The 19,992-nt window shown below is 62.8% G+C and carries 17 protein-coding genes; 5 read left to right on the plus strand and 12 right to left on the minus strand.

What is annotated here, in order from left to right; translation table 11 throughout:
• Positions 1 to 29 precede the first annotated feature (29 nt).
• The 9 genes from ACSQ20_RS13165 to hpnI form a co-directional block, all read right to left on the minus strand.
• Positions 30 to 1,265 carry an aspartate aminotransferase family protein gene (locus ACSQ20_RS13165; RefSeq protein ID WP_436020599.1) on the minus strand — a complete coding sequence of 412 codons (1,236 nt, stop codon included), beginning with the start codon at positions 1,263 to 1,265 and terminating at the stop codon, positions 30 to 32.
• A 96-nt stretch (positions 1,266 to 1,361) separates the two neighbouring features.
• Positions 1,362 to 2,348 (minus strand): GlxA family transcriptional regulator, encoded by a 987-nt coding sequence (locus ACSQ20_RS13170; protein WP_436023086.1) that lies wholly within the window; start codon positions 2,346 to 2,348, stop codon positions 1,362 to 1,364.
• 55 nt (positions 2,349 to 2,403) lie between these two features.
• The gene (locus ACSQ20_RS13175; protein ID WP_436020601.1) at positions 2,404 to 3,198 is read right to left on the minus strand and encodes an ABC transporter ATP-binding protein; all 795 of its coding nucleotides are present in this window, start codon (positions 3,196 to 3,198) and stop codon (positions 2,404 to 2,406) included.
• 19 nt (positions 3,199 to 3,217) lie between these two features.
• Positions 3,218 to 3,931, minus strand: coding sequence for an ABC transporter permease (locus ACSQ20_RS13180; RefSeq protein WP_436020603.1), 714 nt, complete (start codon positions 3,929 to 3,931; stop codon positions 3,218 to 3,220).
• The gene (locus ACSQ20_RS13185; RefSeq protein ID WP_436020605.1) at positions 3,928 to 4,617 is read right to left on the minus strand and encodes an ABC transporter permease; all 690 of its coding nucleotides are present in this window, start codon (positions 4,615 to 4,617) and stop codon (positions 3,928 to 3,930) included. Before ACSQ20_RS13185 ends, ACSQ20_RS13180 begins: the two co-directional genes overlap by 4 nt.
• Before the next feature lie 386 nt (positions 4,618 to 5,003).
• Positions 5,004 to 6,101 carry a lysylphosphatidylglycerol synthase domain-containing protein gene (locus tag ACSQ20_RS13190; protein WP_436020607.1) on the minus strand — a complete coding sequence of 366 codons (1,098 nt, stop codon included), beginning with the start codon at positions 6,099 to 6,101 and terminating at the stop codon, positions 5,004 to 5,006.
• Complete coding sequence (hpnK, locus tag ACSQ20_RS13195; RefSeq protein WP_436023088.1) at positions 6,098 to 6,985, minus strand: hopanoid biosynthesis-associated protein HpnK; 888 nt, start codon at positions 6,983 to 6,985, stop codon at positions 6,098 to 6,100. Before hpnK ends, ACSQ20_RS13190 begins: the two co-directional genes overlap by 4 nt.
• Positions 6,986 to 6,996: 11 nt before the next feature.
• Positions 6,997 to 8,418 carry a hopanoid biosynthesis associated radical SAM protein HpnJ gene (hpnJ, locus tag ACSQ20_RS13200; RefSeq protein WP_436020609.1) on the minus strand — a complete coding sequence of 474 codons (1,422 nt, stop codon included), beginning with the start codon at positions 8,416 to 8,418 and terminating at the stop codon, positions 6,997 to 6,999.
• An 83-nt stretch (positions 8,419 to 8,501) separates the two neighbouring features.
• Positions 8,502 to 9,878, minus strand: a complete 1,377-nt coding sequence (gene hpnI, locus ACSQ20_RS13205; protein WP_436020611.1) for a bacteriohopanetetrol glucosamine biosynthesis glycosyltransferase HpnI — start codon at positions 9,876 to 9,878, stop codon at positions 8,502 to 8,504.
• A 339-nt stretch (positions 9,879 to 10,217) separates the two neighbouring features.
• Between hpnI and pdxY the strand changes: the two genes are divergently transcribed.
• Positions 10,218 to 11,069, plus strand: coding sequence for a pyridoxal kinase PdxY (gene pdxY / locus ACSQ20_RS13210; protein WP_436020613.1), 852 nt, complete (start codon positions 10,218 to 10,220; stop codon positions 11,067 to 11,069).
• 26 nt (positions 11,070 to 11,095) lie between these two features.
• On the opposite strand, the gene ACSQ20_RS13215 is transcribed toward pdxY, so the two are convergent.
• Positions 11,096 to 12,898 (minus strand): methyl-accepting chemotaxis protein, encoded by a 1,803-nt coding sequence (locus ACSQ20_RS13215; protein WP_436020615.1) that lies wholly within the window; start codon positions 12,896 to 12,898, stop codon positions 11,096 to 11,098.
• 316 nt (positions 12,899 to 13,214) lie between these two features.
• On the opposite strand from ACSQ20_RS13215, the gene ACSQ20_RS13220 reads away from it, so the two are divergent.
• Positions 13,215 to 13,688 (plus strand): cupredoxin domain-containing protein, encoded by a 474-nt coding sequence (locus ACSQ20_RS13220; RefSeq protein WP_436020617.1) that lies wholly within the window; start codon positions 13,215 to 13,217, stop codon positions 13,686 to 13,688.
• 305 nt (positions 13,689 to 13,993) lie between these two features.
• Positions 13,994 to 15,142, plus strand: a complete 1,149-nt coding sequence (locus tag ACSQ20_RS13225; protein WP_436020619.1) for a branched-chain amino acid ABC transporter substrate-binding protein — start codon at positions 13,994 to 13,996, stop codon at positions 15,140 to 15,142.
• Positions 15,143 to 15,221: 79 nt separating this feature from the next.
• Here ACSQ20_RS13225 and ACSQ20_RS13230 read toward each other — a convergent pair whose 3' ends face one another.
• Together ACSQ20_RS13230 and ACSQ20_RS13235 are read right to left on the minus strand one after the other, a co-directional pair.
• Complete coding sequence (locus ACSQ20_RS13230) at positions 15,222 to 16,100, minus strand: alpha/beta fold hydrolase (RefSeq protein ID WP_436020621.1); 879 nt, start codon at positions 16,098 to 16,100, stop codon at positions 15,222 to 15,224.
• Between the two features lie 15 nt (positions 16,101 to 16,115).
• Positions 16,116 to 17,600 carry a coproporphyrinogen-III oxidase family protein gene (locus ACSQ20_RS13235; protein WP_436020623.1) on the minus strand — a complete coding sequence of 495 codons (1,485 nt, stop codon included), beginning with the start codon at positions 17,598 to 17,600 and terminating at the stop codon, positions 16,116 to 16,118.
• A 476-nt stretch (positions 17,601 to 18,076) separates the two neighbouring features.
• Here ACSQ20_RS13235 and ACSQ20_RS13240 point away from each other — a divergent pair, with 476 nt between their 5' ends.
• Entirely contained in the window at positions 18,077 to 18,592 is a 516-nt protein-coding gene (locus ACSQ20_RS13240; protein ID WP_436020625.1) for a hypothetical protein, read from the plus strand.
• Positions 18,580 to 19,968, plus strand: a complete 1,389-nt coding sequence (locus tag ACSQ20_RS13245) for a hypothetical protein (protein WP_436020627.1) — start codon at positions 18,580 to 18,582, stop codon at positions 19,966 to 19,968. The genes ACSQ20_RS13240 and ACSQ20_RS13245 overlap by 13 nt, the downstream gene beginning before the upstream one ends.
• Positions 19,969 to 19,992: the final 24 nt, after the last annotated feature.

The following is a 19,992-nucleotide window of genomic DNA, read 5'->3' on the forward strand; positions in this document are numbered from 1 at the left end:
GTGGCGAAGCGTTATGGAGTTTTATCTACTCAACGGGCCTGAGCGCCAGCGGCCGCCGTCACCACTTCCTCGATGGCTTTCTCTAAACGCGCGAGGCCTTCCTCGAACTCGGCATCGTCGATCACGAGCGAAGGAGCAAAGCGCAGCACATTCGGCCCAGCGATCAGCAGCATCAGCCCGGCTTTCGCGGCTGCGTTGACGAAATCCTTGGCCCGGCCCTCGAAGCCGGTAATGAGTTCGGCGCCGATCAAAAGCCCTTTGCCGCGAATCTCCTTGAAGAGGCCAAAGCGCTGACCAATCGATTCGAGGCGAGCGCAAAGCGTCGCGCTGCGGCGCTTGACGCCGTCGAGCAGCGCCGGCGCGCTGATGAGTTCGATCACTTTGTCAGCAATCGCGGCGCCGAGCGGATTGCCGCCGTACGTCGTACCATGCACGCCCACTTTGAAATGCGCGGCGATGTCGCTCGTCGTCAGCATCGCGCCGATCGGAAAGCCGTTGCCGAGCGCTTTGGCCGACGTGAGGATATCGGGCGTGACGCCGGTATCCATGTAAGCGTAGAGATGGCCGGTGCGGCCGACCCCCGTTTGGACTTCATCGAAAATAAGCAAAGCATCGTGAGCGTCGCACGCTTCGCGCAGCGCCCGCAGGAACGCGGGGTCCGCGGGAATGACACCGCCCTCGCCCTGGATCGGCTCGACGATGACGGCGCAGGTTTTCGGCCCGATGGTACGCCGCGCGGCGTCGATATCGTTGTAGGGCAGATGGACGATGCCGGCCGGCACGGGGCCGAAGCCTTCCGCGTATTTCGGCTGGCCGCCGACACTGACTGTAAACAACGTGCGCCCATGGAACGACTGAGCAAACGAAACAATCTCGATCTTGTCGGTGCCGTGGCGTTCCAGCGCCGCGCGGCGCGCCAGCTTCAACGCGGCTTCGTTGGCCTCGGCGCCCGAGTTCGCGAAGAACGCGCGATCGGCGAACGTCAGCGCTTCCAGACGTTTCGCCAGACGCAGCACCGGCTCATTCGTGTAGGCATTGCTGACATGCCAAAGCGTCTCGCCCTGCTCGCGCAATACGCGCACAAGCTCGGGATGCGCATGGCCGAGCGCTGTCACCGCGATGCCACCCGTGAAATCGATGTATTCGCGCCCGTCGGCGTCCCACACGCGCGAGCCGCGGCCGCGCACAGGCACGAAGGGAGCGGGCGAGAACACGGGCACCATGACGTCGTCGAACGTCTGGCGGTTCACAGCGAATTCGTTCATGACAGATCCTCGTTGAGCTGATTCGAACCGATAACTGATAACACTAGGTAGTGTAGGAAACGTTCGCGCCGCCGTCTTGCGTACGAGCGACGCGATTTATCGGGGTTCGGCCTCGGGGGGCTCGATCAGCGCGCCCACACGAGGCTCGCCCGCAAACGGCGCGCCTGCGCCATGCTGCTTGGCGATCCAGTTGCGGCGTTCCTCGCGCGGCGTCACGCCAAAACGCTCGCGATAAGCGTTCGAAAAATGCGCCGCCGATGAAAACCCGCACGCCAGACTGACCTGCACGATCGACTTGCTGGTGCGCTGCAACTGCACGCGTGCTTTCGATAGTCGCAAACCGAGGTAGTACTTCGACGGCATCGCGCCGAGATATTGCCGGAAAAGGCGTTCGAGCTGCCGCCGCGAGAGCCCGATCAGTTCGGCGATTTCATCGGTCGTGAGCGGATCTTCGACGTTCGCTTCCATCAACTGCAGCGCATTGTTCAGACGCGGATGACGCTCGCCCGGCGCCGTAACATACGGAATGCGCTGACGCTCCTCGCCCGCGCGCAGCTTGCCGAGGCCGAGCGCATCGGCAATGCGCTCGGCAAGCTGTGCGCCGTGCTCGCGCGCGATCATGGCCAGCATGAACTCCGCGCTGGCCTGTCCGCCCGAGCAGGTCGCGCGATCGCGGTCGATCTCGAAAATTTGCTGCGTGACGATCGAGCGTTCGAACTGTTCGGCGAATTGCTGGTAAGCCTCCCAATTGACGCTCACGCGATAACCCGAAAGCTGCCCTGCCATCGCGAGCCACCACACGCCATGATGAATACCGGTGACGAGCGGCGTACGCTGCCCCACTCGTGCAAGCGAGGCGAGAAAGAGCCGATAGTCGGCGAATTGCTGATAGCGCTCGGTGAGGACGATGAGCCAATCGCACGCGATGCCGTCACCGAATGCTGCGTCCGCCGGCAGCGCGGCCCCCCCCGCGAGCGGTACGGCCCGGCCATCCCACGAGCAGATCCGCCACCGGTAGAGCAGCCGTCCGTCAATCTCGTTCGCAAGCCTCAGCGCATCGACGATCGGACCGACGCCCGACATCGAAACAGGCGGCAGCGCGACGATCGCGACTTCGGTGGCGCGCACGATGCCGGCGTTACTTGAGGCTGCCCGACAGAAACTGCCGCAGCCGTTCGCTTTGCGGTTGGGCCAGCACAATCGACGGATCGCCCTCTTCTTCGGTGCGCCCCTGATGCAGGAACATCACGTGATTTGATACGTTGCGCGCAAAGCCCATCTCGTGCGTCACCACGACCATCGTGCGGCCTTCCTCGGCGAGCTTTTGCATCACCTTCAGCACTTCGCCGACAAGCTCCGGATCGAGCGCGGAAGTCGGCTCGTCGAACAGCATGACGTCGGGGTCCATTGCGAGTGCACGGGCAATCGCGACGCGCTGCTGCTGGCCACCCGACAGATGCGACGGATATTGCTTCTCGAGGCGCGGCGCGAGGCCCACCTTTTCAAGGTACATCCGCGCGCGCTCCTCGGCTTCGCGACGAGAGAGCCCGAGCACATGCCGCGGCGCCTCGACGACGTTCTCGAGCGCGGTCATGTGCGCCCAAAGATTGAAGTGCTGAAACACCATCGCGAGCTTGGTGCGCATGCGCTGCAACTGCTTGTGGTCGGCCACTTCCAGGTTGCCGGCGCGATCGGCCTGGGTCCGCACGGCTTCGCCGTCGACGACGATCTGGCCGGCATTCGGCCGCTCGAGAAAGTTGATGCAGCGCAAGAACGTGCTCTTGCCCGAGCCGCTCGCCCCGATGATGCTGATGACGTCGCCAGCCTTGGCTTGGAGCGTGACGCCCTTCAAGACCTCGTTGTCGCCGTAGCGCTTATGGATATCGAGCGCCGCGAGCTTGACGGCGGTGGAAGGGGAAGTCGCTTGGAGCACCGTGCTCTCCTCGAATGAATCAGTGGCGGCTGACAGCCAGATGGGCCAACCAGTGCCGTTCCGCCCGTCGAAACACCGCGACGAGTGCGAACGATACCGCAAGATAAATCAGCGCGGCGATGCCGAACGCCTGAAACGACATGTAGGTGGCCGAATTCGCATCGCGTGCAACCTTGAGTATGTCGGGCACCGTCGCGGTGAACGCTACGGTTGTCGCATGCAGCATCAGGATGACCTCGTTGCTGTAAAGCGGCAGTGCGCGGCGCAAGGCTGACGGCAAAATCACGCGCCAGTACATCGTGAAGCGGCTCATGCCATAGGCGCGCGCCGCCTCGACTTCGCCATGGCTGATCGAGCGAATGGCGCCGGCAAAAATCTCGGTGGTATAGGCGCCCGTATTCAGGCCAAACGCAAGAATCGCGCAATTGAGGCCGCTGCGGAAAAAATCGTTGAACATCGGATGCGCCCGCACGGCTTCGAGACTGTAGATGCCGGTGTAAATCAGCAGCAGTTGCACGTAAAGCGGCGTGCCGCGAAAGACATAGGTATAGCAGCGCACGGGCATCGACAGCCATCGATTCGGCGACACGCGCGCCACCGCAAGCGGCACGGCCATCACGAAGCCCATCGCAAGCGAAACGACCAGCAGCCACAGCGTCATCGCCAAGCCCGACACGTTATGCCCGTCCCAATATAGGAACGCCCGGCCGAATTCAGACAGGATTTCGATCATAGTTCCGCCTGCCGCACGCCAATGGAATAGCGCTTGTCGAGCCAGATCAGCACGAGATTCGACACCGACGTGATCGCCAGATAAATGAGCGCCGCCACCAGGATGAAGAAGAACATGTTGAAGGTGCTCTTGCCGGCGTCCTGCGCGGCTTTGACGACATCGGCAAGGCCGATGATCGATACGAGCGCGGTGGCCTTCACGAGCACCTGCCAGTTATTGCCGATACCGGGCAGCGCGAAACGCATCATCTGCGGAAAAAGAATGCGCGCGAAAACGCGGGCACCGCTCATGCCGTACGCCATGCCGGCCTCCAACTGGCCGCGGGGCACCGCTAAAAATGCGCCGCGGAACGTCTCGGTGAAATACGCGCCGTAGATAAAGCCGAGCGTCAGCACACCGGCCGCGAATGGATCGATATCGATCTGCGACAGGCCAAGCGCATCGGTGAGCTGGTTCACGCCGATCTGAATGCTGTAAAAAAGCAGCAGCATCAGTACGAGATCGGGCACCGAGCGAATCAACGTCGTATAGGCAGTGGCAAGCCCCGCTGTGACCCGGTTGCGCGAGAGTTTTGCCAACGCGCCGGCGAGTCCGAGTAATACCGATACGACGAGCGAGAGCACCGACAATTCGATCGTCCGTATCGCGCCCGCAAGCAGAACCGGGCCGAAACCGTAAAGAAACACGGGCGTCTCCGTCAGAATGAATGACTGCGATGATTGCCTGCTTCGGGGTAGCGTTGGCCGCTTGCCCGCTTCTGCCGAGCGGGTCGGGCGGCATCGCTCGGGACGCATCGTCGCAAGCCGAGCACGATTCGGCAATGCGCCGACGCACGTTTGCCGCATCGCAACACAAGGCGCGCATCGACCCGCTGACGTGCTGTGCGGCCGTTGCCGGGCGGTACGCCCAGCGCGGCCGTCGCGGCGATACCACGCGATTGCGAAAATTTTGCGTCGCTTTTGCGATAGTCGGGTGGGAGGCGAAAGCCGGTTGATTAGGCAGACAAAATCAGACGAACGCCCAGTCGCGGCCCACGAAAACGGCCGAAGAACGAGCGCGCGGAGGGCTTTGCCTAACGGTAACGGCGTGGCTCGTGAGCGCTTTCGGACACGGCAACGCCGCGTTTGCGGGTCTGTGCGCTTGCCCCTGCCCCTGCCCCTGCCCCTGCCTTTGCCGCAGGCGCGGCTGCCGGCTCGTTCACGGGCGGGCGTAGGCGCGCGCGCGCAAGCTCGGCCCATTGCCAGGAGGCCAGCGCGATACAGCCAAAGATGACCTCGCGCATCCGTTTGACGAGCGCGAGCGAGAGCGCGACGTTGCGATCGACGCCGAACATCTGCGCGAGCAGCACGACTGCCGCTTCCTGCACGCCGAGGCCCGCCGGCACCATGAACGCCGCATGCCGCACGGCCTGTGTGAGTGCTTCGATCGCGAGCGCGCCGCCCACCGAGACAGGGTGACCAAGCAGCTTCAGCGCCCAATAGGTCTCGAGCGCGCCGAGCATGTAACCGCCCAACTGCCACGCGAAAGCGCGTACCAACAAGCCGGTGCGTCGCATCAACGCGTCGATTTCCGCGTCGAGACGCTTGCCGTCGATGCCCTGCAGCAGCCGGTGCTCACTGCCGAGCGCGCGCGCGGCGAACCGCTCGATGGCATGAAAAACGCCGCCGCGGCGCAGCAGCGCCACGGTGATGATCGGCAGCGGCAGCGAGACGGCCAGCGCCAGCGCGATCGTCCTGCCGCCGCCGTTATCGGAAGAAGCCAGAATCAACACGAGGCCGAGCGCCGAAAAGGCGTACTGGACGGCAATGGTAACGAGCACTTCCACGATGACCGAAGCGCTCACGCGACTGGCGTCGTTCACACGCCAGCGCGCGAGGCGGATGCCGATGATCTCCCCACCTACCGCCACGACGGGCAGCAGGCGGCTCACCGCCTCGCGCACGGCCGCGACCCACCAGAGGAAGGCGAGCGGCGCGCGCTTAAGCAGCAGCAGATGCCAGGCATAGGCGTCGAGCAGCAGCGGCAACGCGTGAAACGGCACGAGCCAAAGCAACGCAAAGCCGGCCTGGCCGATGACGTGTACGACGTCGCCCGCGCCATCGTGCACGACGAGCGCGATCAGAATCGCAATGCCGATGGGCCAGCCGGCCCACTTCAGCCATTTCGTCATCGCGGGCCGGCCTCCCGTGAAACCTCGTCCCGAACGTCGCTTTGTCGCGCAACGCGCGTGCCGGCGAAATCCGCGAAGCCGCCCGTTGGAATGCCGGCCATGGCAGCCGCCACGCGCGGCGAGAGCAGCGCGGCCAACTCGTCGGCATGGCGATAGGCGTGCATGGAAGCCGTGAGCGGCCCCTGACCGGGCGCGGCAGGCTCAGCAGGATGGCAATAGAGCTCGCCCAGACCGGGCGGCAGCGCGGCAAGCGCCGCGAGCACGGCCGCCTCGTCCATCGCGCCGCTTTGCGCGATGCCGACGACATAGTCGTTATGGACGACACCCGCACGTGCAAGACGCCAGCGCATCAGCGCGATCCACGGTGCGAGCCACCAGGGCGCGTTCGCCTCGAACGGCAGCCGGATCGCACGCAGGCCATACTCGCGGCCAATGGAGAGCATCAGCGAAAGCACACTCGGATGCAGATGAAAGTGCTTGTGCGCGTTGACGTGATCGAGCGGCAGCCCGGTTGCGGCAAACGCGGCGAACTGCGCGCGGATTTCGCGCGCAAGCTGCGCGCGCACCGCGGGCAGAAAAAAGAAACGAAATCCGTCGCGCACCATCGCATCGCCGAAGCGGCCGTCGGTGCCGACGAGCGCCGGAATTTCGGCTGACGAAAGCGTCGACGCACCGTCGGCGAGCACCAGATGCAAGCCCACTCGCAAGGTCGGCAAGCGCCGCGCGCGCTCGACGGCATCGGCGGCGGCCGGTGCGCTGACCATCAGGCTTGCGCTGGTGAGCACGCCCTCGCGATGGGCGCGCTCGACGGCCGCATTCACGCGCACGTCGAGACCGAAGTCGTCGGCTGTGACGATCAGCGCGCGATCGGCCGAGCGAGGCACGCTCACGCTGCTCAGGCCTCGTGCGCGCGCAGGAATCGGAAGAACTCGACGCCTTCGCGCAGACGCCGCTTCATCATCTCCCAGCTCGTCAGCATTTCGCGCACGATTTCCCAGATCTTCGACGGGCGGAAATAGAACTCCTTGTAAAACTTTTCGAGGTGGTGATAAATCTCCTCGCGCCCCAGATGCGGGTAGCCGATGGCCGCCAGTTGCACACCTGCCGAGCTGACGAGATTGATGACCTTGTTCTCTTCGAGCCAGCCGTTTTCGATCGCCTGGTTGTAAAGCGTCGTGCCCGGATAAGGCGCGGCGAGCGACACCTGGATCGTATGCGGGTTGATTTCTTTCGCGTAGTCGATCGTCTTGCGGATCGTCTCTTGCGTTTCGCCGGGCAGCCCGAGAATGAACGTGCCGTGAATCTTGATGCCGAGCTTGCGGCAATCCTCGTTGAAGCGGCGCGCGATGTCGGTACGCAAGCCCTTCTTGATGTTCAACAAGATCTGATCGTCGCCTGATTCATAGCCGACCAGCAAAAGCCGCAGCCCGTTTTCCTTCATGACCTTGAGCGTCGCGTACGGCACGTTCGCCTTCGCGTTGCACGACCAGGTGACGCCGAGCTTGCCGAGCCCGCGCGCAATTTCCTCGACGCGCGGTTTGAAGTCGGTGAAGGTGTCGTCGTCGAACATGATCTCCTTGACCTCGGGCATGTTGTCGCGAATCCACTTCACTTCTTCGAGCACGTTCTCGACCGAGCGGGTGCGATAACGATGCCCGCCGACCGTTTGCGGCCACAAGCAGAACGTGCAGCGCGAACGGCAGCCACGGCCCGTGTAAATCGACACGTACGGGTAGTTCAGATAGCCGATGAAGTAATTCTCGATCTTCAGATCGCGCTTGTAGACCGGCGCGACGAACGGCAGCTCGTCCATGTTCTCGAGAATCGGCCGCGCTTCGTTGTGCTCGATCGAGCCGTCGGGCAACCGATACGACAGGCCGAGGATCTCCGCAAACGGCTTGCCTTGCGCCACTTCCTGGCAGGTGAAGTCGAATTCCTCGCGGCACACGAAATCGATCGCTTCTGTCGCCGCCAACGAATTGTGAGGATCGACGGCGACCTTCGCGCCCACCATGCCGACGAGTACCGACGGCTTGCGCTTTTTCAGGTCCTCGGCGAAATGCGCGTCCGTCGGGAACGACGGGGTGCTCGTGTGAATGATGACGAGATCGTAGCCGGCCGCGATATCGAGCGTCGCTTGAACCGACAGGCCATCGGCCGGTGCGTCGAGCACGCGGCTGTCGGGCACTAGCGCCGCGGGCTGCGCGAGCCACGTGGGATACCAGAACGAGCGAATTTCGCGCTTCGCCTGATAGCGCGAACCGGCTCCGCCGTCGAAGCCGTCGTAGGACGGGGCCTGCAAGAACAGGGTTTTCATGAATGCTCCGGCAACCTGCGTGAATACGGATGACAAAGAAAAAAGCTCGAAGGGAAATACCGCTTCGGAAATACTGCGCGCGCTCAAGGGCTGTCGGAACCCTCCGCCACGCGTGCGACGACGCGCACACGCGCGCCGCGCCACGTGACATGCGAGCCGAACGCGGCGGCAAGCCACTGCAAAACGAGCAACGTATCGCGCAATGGCACCAGCGGCAGATCGCGCCAGAACGTGCGGACATCGCGCGAACCGCGCGCATGCACGCCGAGGCGCGCGAGCACGCCGAACGCTGCGGCAGCGCCCAGCGCCGCCGCGCTCGCGTGCGCCTCGTGGCCCGACAAACCGTAGGCTCGCAGCGCGGCCGCCATCAGCCACGGCGTCGTGAATGTGACGAAAAGGAACGCGAAGCCAACCGGATTGATCGAGCGGATCGTGCGCAGCCAGCGCGTCTCGCGCAGCCATAGGGAGGCGAAATCGGGCTCGATGACGTCTGTTGCCACCACGACGTCGGAAAGAACCGTCTTCAAGCCGAGTGCGCGCGTGCGTTCGGCGAGCCAGTAATCGTCGGCCAAGCAGTCTTTGAGCGCCTCGAAGCCGCCCGTCGCTTCGAGTGTCGCGGCGCGCAGCGCCAGCGTCGCGCCGAAGCCGAAGCGACGCGAGCCGGCTCCATGGGCGATGTGCACCGACGGCACAAACCATTCGTTGATGAAGAGCGCGCCGACACGGGTCCAGAACCCACCGACGCTGCTCGCGTGATAAAGACAGGTGACGATGCCAACGCCGGGATCGGCAAGCGGCGCGATGATGGCCTGCAAATAGCCGGGTTCGACCGCGATGTCGCTATCGGCAACCACGATGAGCGGGTGCACCGCGTGCGAGGCCAGATTGATCAGATTGCTGACTTTGAGGTTGCGGCCATGCACGCGTGAATCGACGACGAGCTCGATGTGATGCCGCGGATACGCGGCTTGCAGCCGCCGCACCACGCCGATGGCCGGGTCGTTTGGCGAAGAAACGCCGAACAGCAACTGGTAGCGCGGGTGCGTTTGTTCGCAAAAAGTCGACAGATTTTCGAAGAGCCGTGGCTCAGCGCCGCACAGCGGTTTGAGCACGCTGACGGTCGGCGGCGCCATGCCGAAACCGCGCGCCGGGCGGCGCGGCTGCGCGCGCGCAGAAGGCATGGCCAGCGCCGCCATCAGCACATAGACCACGGCGGCGCAACTGAGCGCCACGACAACCCAATCGGACAGAAACGATACCGTCACTGCATTCACCGCTTGGTGTGAGCCAACGCCGGGGCGCCATGCGCTGCCGGGCACGCCGCCGATCGCCCGGGTGAAAAAACGCTCGCTCGCACGTTGCGTAGCTCCTTGGTGCCTTGTTGTAATGGCCGCCGGGCGCGCTTTGCCGCGCCAGGGCTGTCTGAGACTGCTGACCCCGCGTGAGCCTGCCTGACTCATTTTGCGCACGCGCGAGGAGTCGAAAACACGTTATCGCAAACTCGTAATTGTAGCAGCGCGCAAGCCCGAACCCTTGTGATACGGCGAGAACCGACGGCTTTCGTGGCGCGAGGAGTACGGACGCGGCGGGGTATCGGTCGGAATGCCCGTCCGAAGGAATACGATAAACAGAGAGTGAGCGCACGCTACGTGCGTTTCGGACGATGACGCGACGCAGCAACTGTTGTATCGTGTCCGATCGGACGCCGTTTTACAGGCCATAACGGCCATCTACTGACTGCGCCCGGCCGGTTGTTCCGTCGACCTCGAAACGCGCTTGCCGCGCGAAGCGAAGCCATCATGAAAAACGTCCTCAGCATCCAGCCGCATGTCGTCTTCGGCCATGCGGGCAACAGTGCGGCGGTATTTCCGATGCAGCGGCTCGGTGTGAACGTGTGGTCGCTCAACACGATGCAGTTTTCGAACCACATGCAGTACGGTCACTGGGCCGGCAGCGCGATCGATGCGCCGCAAATGACCGAACTCGTAGAAGGCATCGGCACGATCGGCATGCTAAGGCGCTGCGACGCCGTGCTATCCGGCTATCTGGGCTCCACTTCGCAGATACAGGCCGTCGTCGAAATCGTCCGGGCGATCAAGGCCACCAACCCCGATGCATGGCACTTCGCCACGCCGGTGATCGGCGCGGGCGCGGGCGCCCAGGTGGACGACTACCTGCTTGCGACGATTCCCGAAGCGGCCGATGGGCTCGCGCCGGCGCATGACGCGTTGCAAAAGCTCGTTGGCCGTTCGATCGAGACGGTGGACGAAGCGGTGCTCGCTTGCCGTGAGGTGATCCGACGCGGCCCGAAGGTGATGCTCGTCAAACAGTTGCGCGACCGCAACAGCCCCGCCGATCGCATCAATTTGCTTGCCGTCACCGCGAGCGAAGCGTGGATGAGCCAGTACCCGCGTTATCCGTTTGCGCGCCAGCCCGTGGGCGTCGCCGAGTTGACGGGCGCGGTGTTCGTCGCGCGGCGGCTGGCCGGCGAGTCGGTGCGCATGGCGCTCGAGCATACCGTCGCCGCCGTGCACGCCGTGCTGAAGGCGACCTACGAGGCAGGCCGCTACGAGCTCGAACTGATCGCCGCACAAGACGACATCGCACGCCCGCGCGAGTGGCTCGGCGCGTGGTTCGTCGACGTGGCGTAAGCGGCGGCCGCCGGTTCCGTGCGGATTCAATCCAGCTTAAAGCGCGCCACCGTACTTGCCAGTTGCAGCGCCTGCGTCTGCAACGCCGAGGCCGCCGCCGCGGACTCTTCGACGAGTGCCGCGTTTTGCTGAACCATCTCATCGAGCTGCGTCACCGCGCGATTGACCTCCTGAATGCCGCGCGTCTGCTCGTCGGCCGCATGGGTGATCTCGGCCATGATCGTCGTCACGCTCGACACATTGCCGACGATCTCCGTCATCGTTTCGCCCGCACAGCGCACTTGCGTCGAGCCCGACGATACGCTCGAGATAGTCGATTCGATGAGCGACTTGATCTCCTTGGCCGCTTGCGCGCTGCGCTGCGCCAGCGAGCGGACCTCGCCCGCGACGACCGCGAAACCGCGCCCCTGCTCGCCCGCGCGCGCCGCCTCGACGGCCGCATTGAGCGCCAGAATATTGGTCTGGAACGCGATGCCGTCGATGACGCCGATGATGTCGCCCACTTTGCCCGACGCCGTCTCGATCGTGCCCATCGTGCTGACGACCTCGGCCACGACTTCGCCGCCACGCGACGCAACGCTCGAGGCCGATGCCGCCATCTCGTTGGCCTGGCGCGCTGCACTGGCCGATTGCGTGACGGTCGACGTGATCTCTTCCATGGAAGCCGCCGTTTGCTGCAGGCTCGCCGCCGCGGATTCGGTGCGCCCCGACAAATCGAGGTTGCCGGCTGCGATCTCGTCGGCCGCGGTGCGCACGGAGTCGCTCGTGGCGCGGATCTGCAGCATGACGTCGCGCAGTTTGTCCACAAACGTGTTGAATGCGCGGGCGATCTGCGCGACTTCGTCGCGGCCATCGGCCGGCAGACGTGTCGTCAGGTCGCCGGCACCGGAGCCGATCGCGTCCATCGCGTCGCGCACGAGCGAAAGCCGCTTGAACGCGTGCGCCGTGATGGCCGAGACGACCGCCGCGGCAAGCGCGACGATCACGAGCAGCGCCAGCGCAGACGTCGTCACGAACGAACGTATCCCCGCCTTGGCTTCGTTTTCATCGAGCGCAACGATCACCGTCCAGTCTGTGCCGGGCACATTCACGCCGCGCAGCAGCGCCGTACGGCCGCCGATGGCGGCTTCGAGCGGCTTCTCTGCGCCGGCCAGCGATGCGACGCGCGCGGCGCTTAACGTTGGGGCGATCGACGAAACAGGTTTGAGCGTGAGCTTCGCATCGGGGTGCGCGACGATATCGCCGGCGCCGTCCACCAGCATGCCGAAGCTGGCCGGCGTGGGGTGAATCGACTTCACATTGTTGATCACGCTGTCCATGCTGACGTCGCCCGACACGACCGCTTTGAGAACACCATCGCGTACGATCGGCACCGCGAACGCCACGACGAGCTTGCCCGTGCCGACATCGACGTAAGGCGGCGTAACGACGGGCTTACCCGCCGCGGCCGCCTGCTTGTACCACGGGCGAACGATGGGATCGTAGGTGGGCGGAACGCCTGTGGGGTCACCAAACTTGGCGGACTTGTCCGCGTAGCCGACATAGACATTGACGAAACCGCCCGCGGCCATGATCTGCTTGAACACGGGCACAGGGTCGCCGCTCGCAAGCGCCACGTCCTGCAGCGAAGCGATGGCGGCCGTCTTGGAGGCAACCCAATCCGCGATGCCCGCGTCGTGGCCGTTGGCGAGCGCGATCAGATTATTGTTGATGGCGTCGTTTTCATGTGAATCGACGACGAAGTAGTTGAGTGTGGCGTTGACAGCGAGAGCACAAACGACGATGGCGATGCAAGCGGCGACAACGCGCGCGCGGATTGACGCAAACATTGAAAACAATTCCTTTCCGACGAATGAGCGTTTTGCAAAAGCAGCAAGGGCATACGCCCTCATTCGCGTATACGGCATTTCGCCGCCCGCGCTTGACCGCGGATAATCAGGTGTCCTGAATAATTCGTCGGCGCAATCGATCGAGGCGCGTTCGATCCGCCATAAAAATGGGCTTGCAGGATGAATCCTTCCACGAAGACCGGTTCCAGCGAGAAGAACGTTGCGATTCGATCAAAGCGGTGACGCCACGCCCAGGGAAAACCCGACAAGGGCGGCTCTATACTCGTCACGCGAATCAGAAAACTCAGGAATCCGTATGAATATGAATGTGAATGTGCAACTTGTTGCGGCGGCCCTCGCGCTCGCCGTCCTGACCACACCCTGCGCGGTTCGCGCGGACACCGGCCATCGTTTTGCATTCGGTGCCCCGGCTAATGCGGCGCAGGTAACGAAGACGATTCACGTGCAGGCCACCGATCAGATGCGGCTTGTGTTCGATAGCGAAGACATTCACCGTGGCGACGTCGTTAAATTCGTCGTCATGAACAGCGGCGCGGCACCGCATGAATTTGGCATTGCCGACGAGGCGGGCGCCGCCGCCCATCGGCAAGAAATGGCGGCCATGCCCGACATGAAACACGATGACCCGAACGTGATCAGTCTCGCACCGGGCGAAACGAAAACGTTGATCTGGCGGTTTTCGGGCCCACGCGGCGAAAAGCTCGTATTCTCCTGCAATGTGCCGGGCCACTATGAAGCCGGCATGGCCACGCGGCTGACGCTGAAATAGCGAGGCATTCCGAGCGCGGCGCCGTCAGGGCCTGTTCACGCGTTTGCCCTGATTGCGCAGCTTGCCAAGCTATGCCGAAATCCGCATGCGGAATGACGCGAAAGGCCAAGACGCTCACATATTGGCTTTCTATATTCCCATCGAATCGATGCCGTGGCGCCAAGACGCCGCCGGCCCATTAACGACAACTACGAATACCAGGAGGCCTCTCGCTACACGCCGTTTCATCGAACAAGAATCGTGCGCCGGCAACCGGCACGCACGCCATCGCCGTTTTCCTATGTTTGCCGCTCAAAGGAAAGAACATGCATTTTGCGAAAACCATCACCCCGATCGCAGTTGCTGTTGGAACGCTTCTCGCCCTCGCACCGTTTTCCGCGTCCGCGGATGTCGAAGTCAAAGTCGGCTTTGCCGCGCCGCTAACGGGGCCGAATGCGAGCTACGGGAAGGATTTGCAGTACGGCGTGCAAATGGCGCTCGATGACGCCAAAGCCCAAGGCATCAAGATCAACGGTCAGGCCGCAACGTTCAAGCTGATCGCCGAAGATGACGGCGCCGACCCGCGCACGGGCGTGCAAGTCGCGCAAAAGCTCGTTGATGAGAATGTGAACGTCGTCGTCGGCCACTTCAATTCGGGCACGACGATCCCCGCCTCGCAGCTGTACGAGAAAGCCGGCATTCCCGATATCGACCCTGCTGCGACGAACCCGACCATCAGCAGCCGCGGCTTCGCCAACATCTTCATGGTGATTTCGAGCGACGCGCAAAACGCAGGCACGGCAGGCACCTATGCGGTTCAAGTGACCAAGGCGAAACGCATTGCGATCATCGACGACCGCACGGCCTTCGGCCAGGGCGAAGCCGACGAATTCGACAAGGCGGTGAAAGCAGCTGGCGGCAAAATCATCGAACGCGAGTACACGACGAACCAAGCGACTGACTTCAAGACGCAGCTCACGAAGATGAAGGGCAGCAACCCCGATCTGATCTTCGTCGCCGCGCTCAATCCGCAGGCAGCCGGCATCATGAAGCAGATGCGTCAGCTAGGCATCAATGCGCAGTTCGTGGGCGGCGGCGGTGTGAAGGATGTCGACTTCGTCAAGCTGGCCGGCGATTCAGCCGAAGGCGCAATGGCTTGGGAGTATGGGCGCCCGCTCGAGAGCACGCCCGTCGGCAAGGACTTTGCGGGCAAATTCAAAGCAAAGTTCGGCGTGGACGTGCTGTCTTATGCACCGTTCGGCTACGACGCTGCGTGGGCGGCGATCAAGGCGATGCAGGCGGCCAACTCGACATCGCCCGAGACCTACCGCCCGAAGCTGAAGGCGATCGAGTTTGACGGCATCACCGGCCATATCGCGTTCAACGCGAACGGCTCGCTCAAGCACGGCTCGTCGACGATGTACCAGGTCAAAAATGGTCAGTGGGTAACGGTCACCACGAAAGCGGGTCTCTAAAAAGCGCGCAGAACGCGTTCTCTCGTGAATACGGCGCCCCCGTTGGCAGGGGCGCCGTGTTTCTTTGAACGTGAGAACGTCAGCCGGCCAATGCGCCTTGCGCCATCGCGGCGCCATGCGTCGCAAGCCAATGTTCAATCAGCGGCCACGTCTCGCGCGCGGCATTGCGCGAGAGAATCAAGCGCTCGTGCGTGTAGTCCTCGCGAAAGCCATGCAGACGCCCGCATAGACGAAACGTGCGGTCCGCACTGCCGAATGCCGAAGCAAGCGCCTCGCACCCTTGCTCCGGTGCGATGAACGTGTCGCCCACGCCCGCAAGCGCAAGTACGGGCACCTCGACCGAGCGCAGCGCACGCATATAGTCGAAGGTGTCGATACCGACAAACGCGCCACGCAGATTCCACTGGCACCACTGGCGCATCACCCCGCCCGCTTCCGACTCCGGGCCGACGCCTAACAGCGGCCCGGGCAACCGCCCGCCACAGGCGATCCAACAGGCCATCGCACGCACGCGTAAGCGATTGCGCCAGGACACCGCCGCCGCCGTCGCCTGGCTCGCCAGCAGCACGACGCCGCTCAGTGCCCGCGCTGCGTGTGCCGGGTTGCGCGCCATCCACATCGCGGCCACGAGCCCGCCTCCGCTGTGGCCGACCCAGAAGATTCGCTGGCCGGCGCTGCGTGCGCGCACGGCGTCGATCACAGCAGGCACATCCTCCATGGCCACGGTATCGAACGTATAGGGTGCGCGAGGCTGCGCGCTGCGACCGTGCCCGCGCCAATCGAACACCCAGCACGCGAGCCCGCGGGCCGCGAGAAACGCTGCAAGCGCCATGCAACTGCGGTGATTCGAAAACGTGCCATGCGTGAGCACGACCGGTGCCCCGCGGCCATTGCCCACGCGAATCAAGGCAAGCCGCACGCCATCGCGCGTAGTGATGCAATCGGCCAGGTCGGTCATGTCACGAACGTGAGATTACGTCATCTCATGAATAGGAACGATGCGGCGCGAGCCCGGCGCGCCTGCCGGCTCTTCGCGCAGTTCGCGCAATCTCGTCTGGCTCAGCAACGCTTGCAGCATCGGAATATGAAAAGCGCCGATATCGACAAAACGTATAGACCCGTTCGCGAGTTCGATCCATTCGCGCGCGGCAAGTTCTTCCCACACAGGCGCGAATTCGACGAGCGCATCGCTTTCGAACACCATCCGATAGGCTTCGAGATCGATCGTCATCGCCTGCATCTGCTGGAAGAGCCATGCGAGCTTCATATCCGGCAGCGCCTGGACGAACTGCTTCTCGACCGGGAAGACACCGCTGTCGATTGCGCCATAGTAGCCGCCGAGCGAACGATGGTTCATTTGCATCCAGTTCAGTCCATCGTCGCCGGCCCACGTCGACGGCGGCAGGCTGATCGCCGCGTAGCCTACGCCGATCATATGCTGCAGCACCATGCCGTCGTCGCCGGCCTCCAATAGCCGGCGCAAATGCGTTTCGTATTGATATTGCTCCGCGCCTTCGAACCGGAACCGGCCATTCGTATCGGGTTCGACGCGTTCCCAATCGTAGACGGTCGCCTGCCGAAAGCCATTTGCCGTCAGAAAACGCACCGATTCGCGATACATGTCGATCGTCTCATCGAGCGACGGCAGTACATCGCGTTGCGACTTGCTAAAGTCGCTGCGACCGGCGATGTTCAACTGATAGTGGGTAATGTGGCGCACGCCAGAGCGCACGAGTTCGCCGAGATCGAAGAGCATGTCGTCGACCGTCTGCTCCGGCCAGCCGTAGATCAGATCGACATTGCAGGCCAGTTGCGCTTCGTTGAAGAACGACAGCGCATCCATGACCTGTTGGCGCGTCTGCTTGCGGCCGCTGTAACGGATCAACCGGTCGCTCAGTTGCTGCACGCCCATGCTGACGCGGTTGAACCCGGCGCGGCTAATCGCATCAACCTTGTCGCGCGTGAAAAGCTGTGGGATACCCTCGAGCGTCTTTTCGATCGTCGGCGCGACGTCGCCGTAGAGCTTGGCGGCTATCGAAATTAACCGCGCATATTCGCCATCGCGCAACAGGTTGGGCGTGCCGCCGCCGACATAAATCGATGCCAGCCTATCATGCGCCAGCATGCCGTCGAACATATCGGCTTCGCGCTCGAGATAATCGAGGTAATCGGTAATCTGCGACCTGCCCCGATAATCCTGCGTAGGAAAAAGACAAAACCCGCAGTGCGCCGGATCGGTGGGAATACAAAATGGCACGCCTAAATAAAGGTTATCGCTGAATTTGTTTTGTTTTGCGAGTTCGGCACGCTTTTTCCAGCGCTTCTCGGTATGACCGTCATTAGCACGCCAGTACATCGGACTCGGATGGGTATGCAGCACTTTGTTGCTTTGCGGCCGCGCGTACTCGCGCTCGATGAACGCGGCAACTTCGGCGCGCGTCATAGCGATTTCTGCCATGGGGATTCTCCGTGTTGGCTACGGTCGTAGCTGTGCGCGCTGGACGAGCGATGTGCCAGCGTCGGATGATTGCGGTAGTGCAGTGATTTGTTTCGCCGATTTTCGCTGCTTCGGTCGAGTGGCCTTAGTCTAATTCTCTTTTCAGCACTTTCACGATACTGCATCCCGTAGTTCATAGCGATTGTTTCGGCCGATCTCTCGTTTATGCAAAATGGTTTTTTCACTCGACGCACTTTCGTTTGCCAATATTTCTTCCTACCATGGCTGAAAATGTACTGGCTCTCGCTTGGTTTGCGCACATGCGGTTTGCGCACATGCGCGACCGGAACTGCCGATCTATAACCATTGTCATGGTGGATGACATGCCCTTTCCCATTTCCGCTGCACGGCGCAAGCCGTTATTCCCACGGCGGCTTTCATTAACATTAACGTTGACATCGGCATTGACAGCCTTCGTTACCGTGGCCTGCACCCCAATGCAGCCGCGCACCAGCAGCACCCCCTCGCCGAATGCGCCGGAGGCCGCGTGTCCGGGTTCGATCGAGGCGCCTTACGGTCTCGTGGAAGTGAACGATCCAGCGTTATTGAACGCTGCGTTAGGACAACCGGGAAAAGGCGGCCTTTGCAAGGCAAAAGTGTTCAAGGTGAAGCAGCCGCTCACCGTGTACCGCGTCTGGGATTCAACCAAGCCGCGTGCGCAATACGGCCGCTGGTGGTCGTTCGAGCCGCCCGCGGGGCCCGTCGATGCCTATCGCGCCAAGCACGAGATTTGCACGAGCTGGAGCCGGCTTAACCGAGTCACGCAATGTCACTTGAAAGTCGGCACCGAGATCGTCATCGGGCCAGGGCAAAGCGCGCAATGCACCGGAGGCGATGATGATCTGAGCTATCCGCCGTCCGCGGCAACTCAGGTCTACATTGCCAACGATTCCACTCCCGCTGGCAAAGCCGGCGTACACGATTGCCTGCATAACGCCTCATGGCCGCAGTAACGCAGGCGCCCGCTACCCGCTACCTGGAGAATGCGATGAAGCTCGTCCCGCAAACACGTGCACCGCTGCGACACTTGTTTCCGGCCCTGACGTCGACGTTCACCGACGTCCGGCCCGGCACAGGTTGGCTCGTCGCGTTCACCAACTACGAATTCCCGGTGCACGGCCAAGGCACCATCTCGTTCACGTTCAAGACCGCTCAACCCTTTCGCATTGTGTTGGGCTCGCAAAAGAATGTGGAGGGCACGCTATTGGTGCTCGAAGTCGGGCTGGAAAAAACGGCGTTACGCCGCGATAACGGCAACGACCCAAGCGGCGTGATCGCGCAGACCACAGCGAAGAAGGCGCTGCTCGAACCCGACGCCGCGATCTCATACTGGGTGAGCCTCGACTATCTGAATGCGCGCGTGCGCTTCGGCAAGGGGGAGATGCTGCCCCAACTCGTCGCGTTCGAAGCGCCTTTGCCCGTCACGCCCACACCACCCGCGGCGCTGCCCGTCGGTGCGACGGCAAAGGCACGTCGCGAGGCGCACAAGCAGGCTGCAACCGAAGCCGCTGGCGACTATAAAAACCTGCGCTACATCGGGCTTGCGACGCAAGCGGGCACCCCGCTGCCGGTCGCGCTAAGCCATCTGCTATGGCCTGCGCCCGTTGTACTCGCGCCGCCCCCGGTGCTGGTGTCGAGCGAGCGCATCACGCTCGACATGATCGCGCGCAACGAGGCGACGGTCGTAGCCAGCCTGCCCGACGCATGCAAAGTGCTGTACGGCAACGTCGCGGGGCCGGCGATTGCACTCGATACGCCCGAGTTTCCCGATTTCTCGACGGCGATCAACCACAGCATCGTCACGCCAGGCTGCATCTGCTACGAGAAGCTGAAGCAAAAAGCGAACGAATTCGGCAAGAGCGAGCCGGACGAAACCTATCTGCGGATCACGATCGGCCCGAACCAGGGAGACTCGCCTGGCTCGCCTTATGTCCTCGAAATCTGGCCCGGCAACCACTACTCGCCGATCCACGACCACGGCGAAGCATGCGCGGTAATCAAGGTACTGCACGGCGACATTTGGGTGGAGCTGTACCCGGAACTGAGTCCCGCCATCACGCAGTATTTCACCGAAGCAGTGTTCCACAAGGGCGAAGTGACGTACCTGACGCCCGAGTACTATCAGGTGCATAAGCTCGTGAACCGCAACCCGCCGGGCAACATGACGGCGACCATTCAGTGCTACCGGTACCCCGATAACGACACCGTTCACTGGGAGTACTTCGACTATATCGACGGGGACGAGACCAAGCGGTTCACGCCGAATTCGGACTGGGAATTCCTGGAGTTCCGCGCACTGATCCGCGCGGAATGGGCCAAAGTGAATTAGGGCCTCACGCTAATTACAGGCTTG

Origin of the sequence: Trinickia sp. LjRoot230 (assembly GCF_964253315.1) — a bacterium.
Classification (GTDB): Bacteria; Pseudomonadota; Gammaproteobacteria; order Burkholderiales; family Burkholderiaceae; genus Trinickia.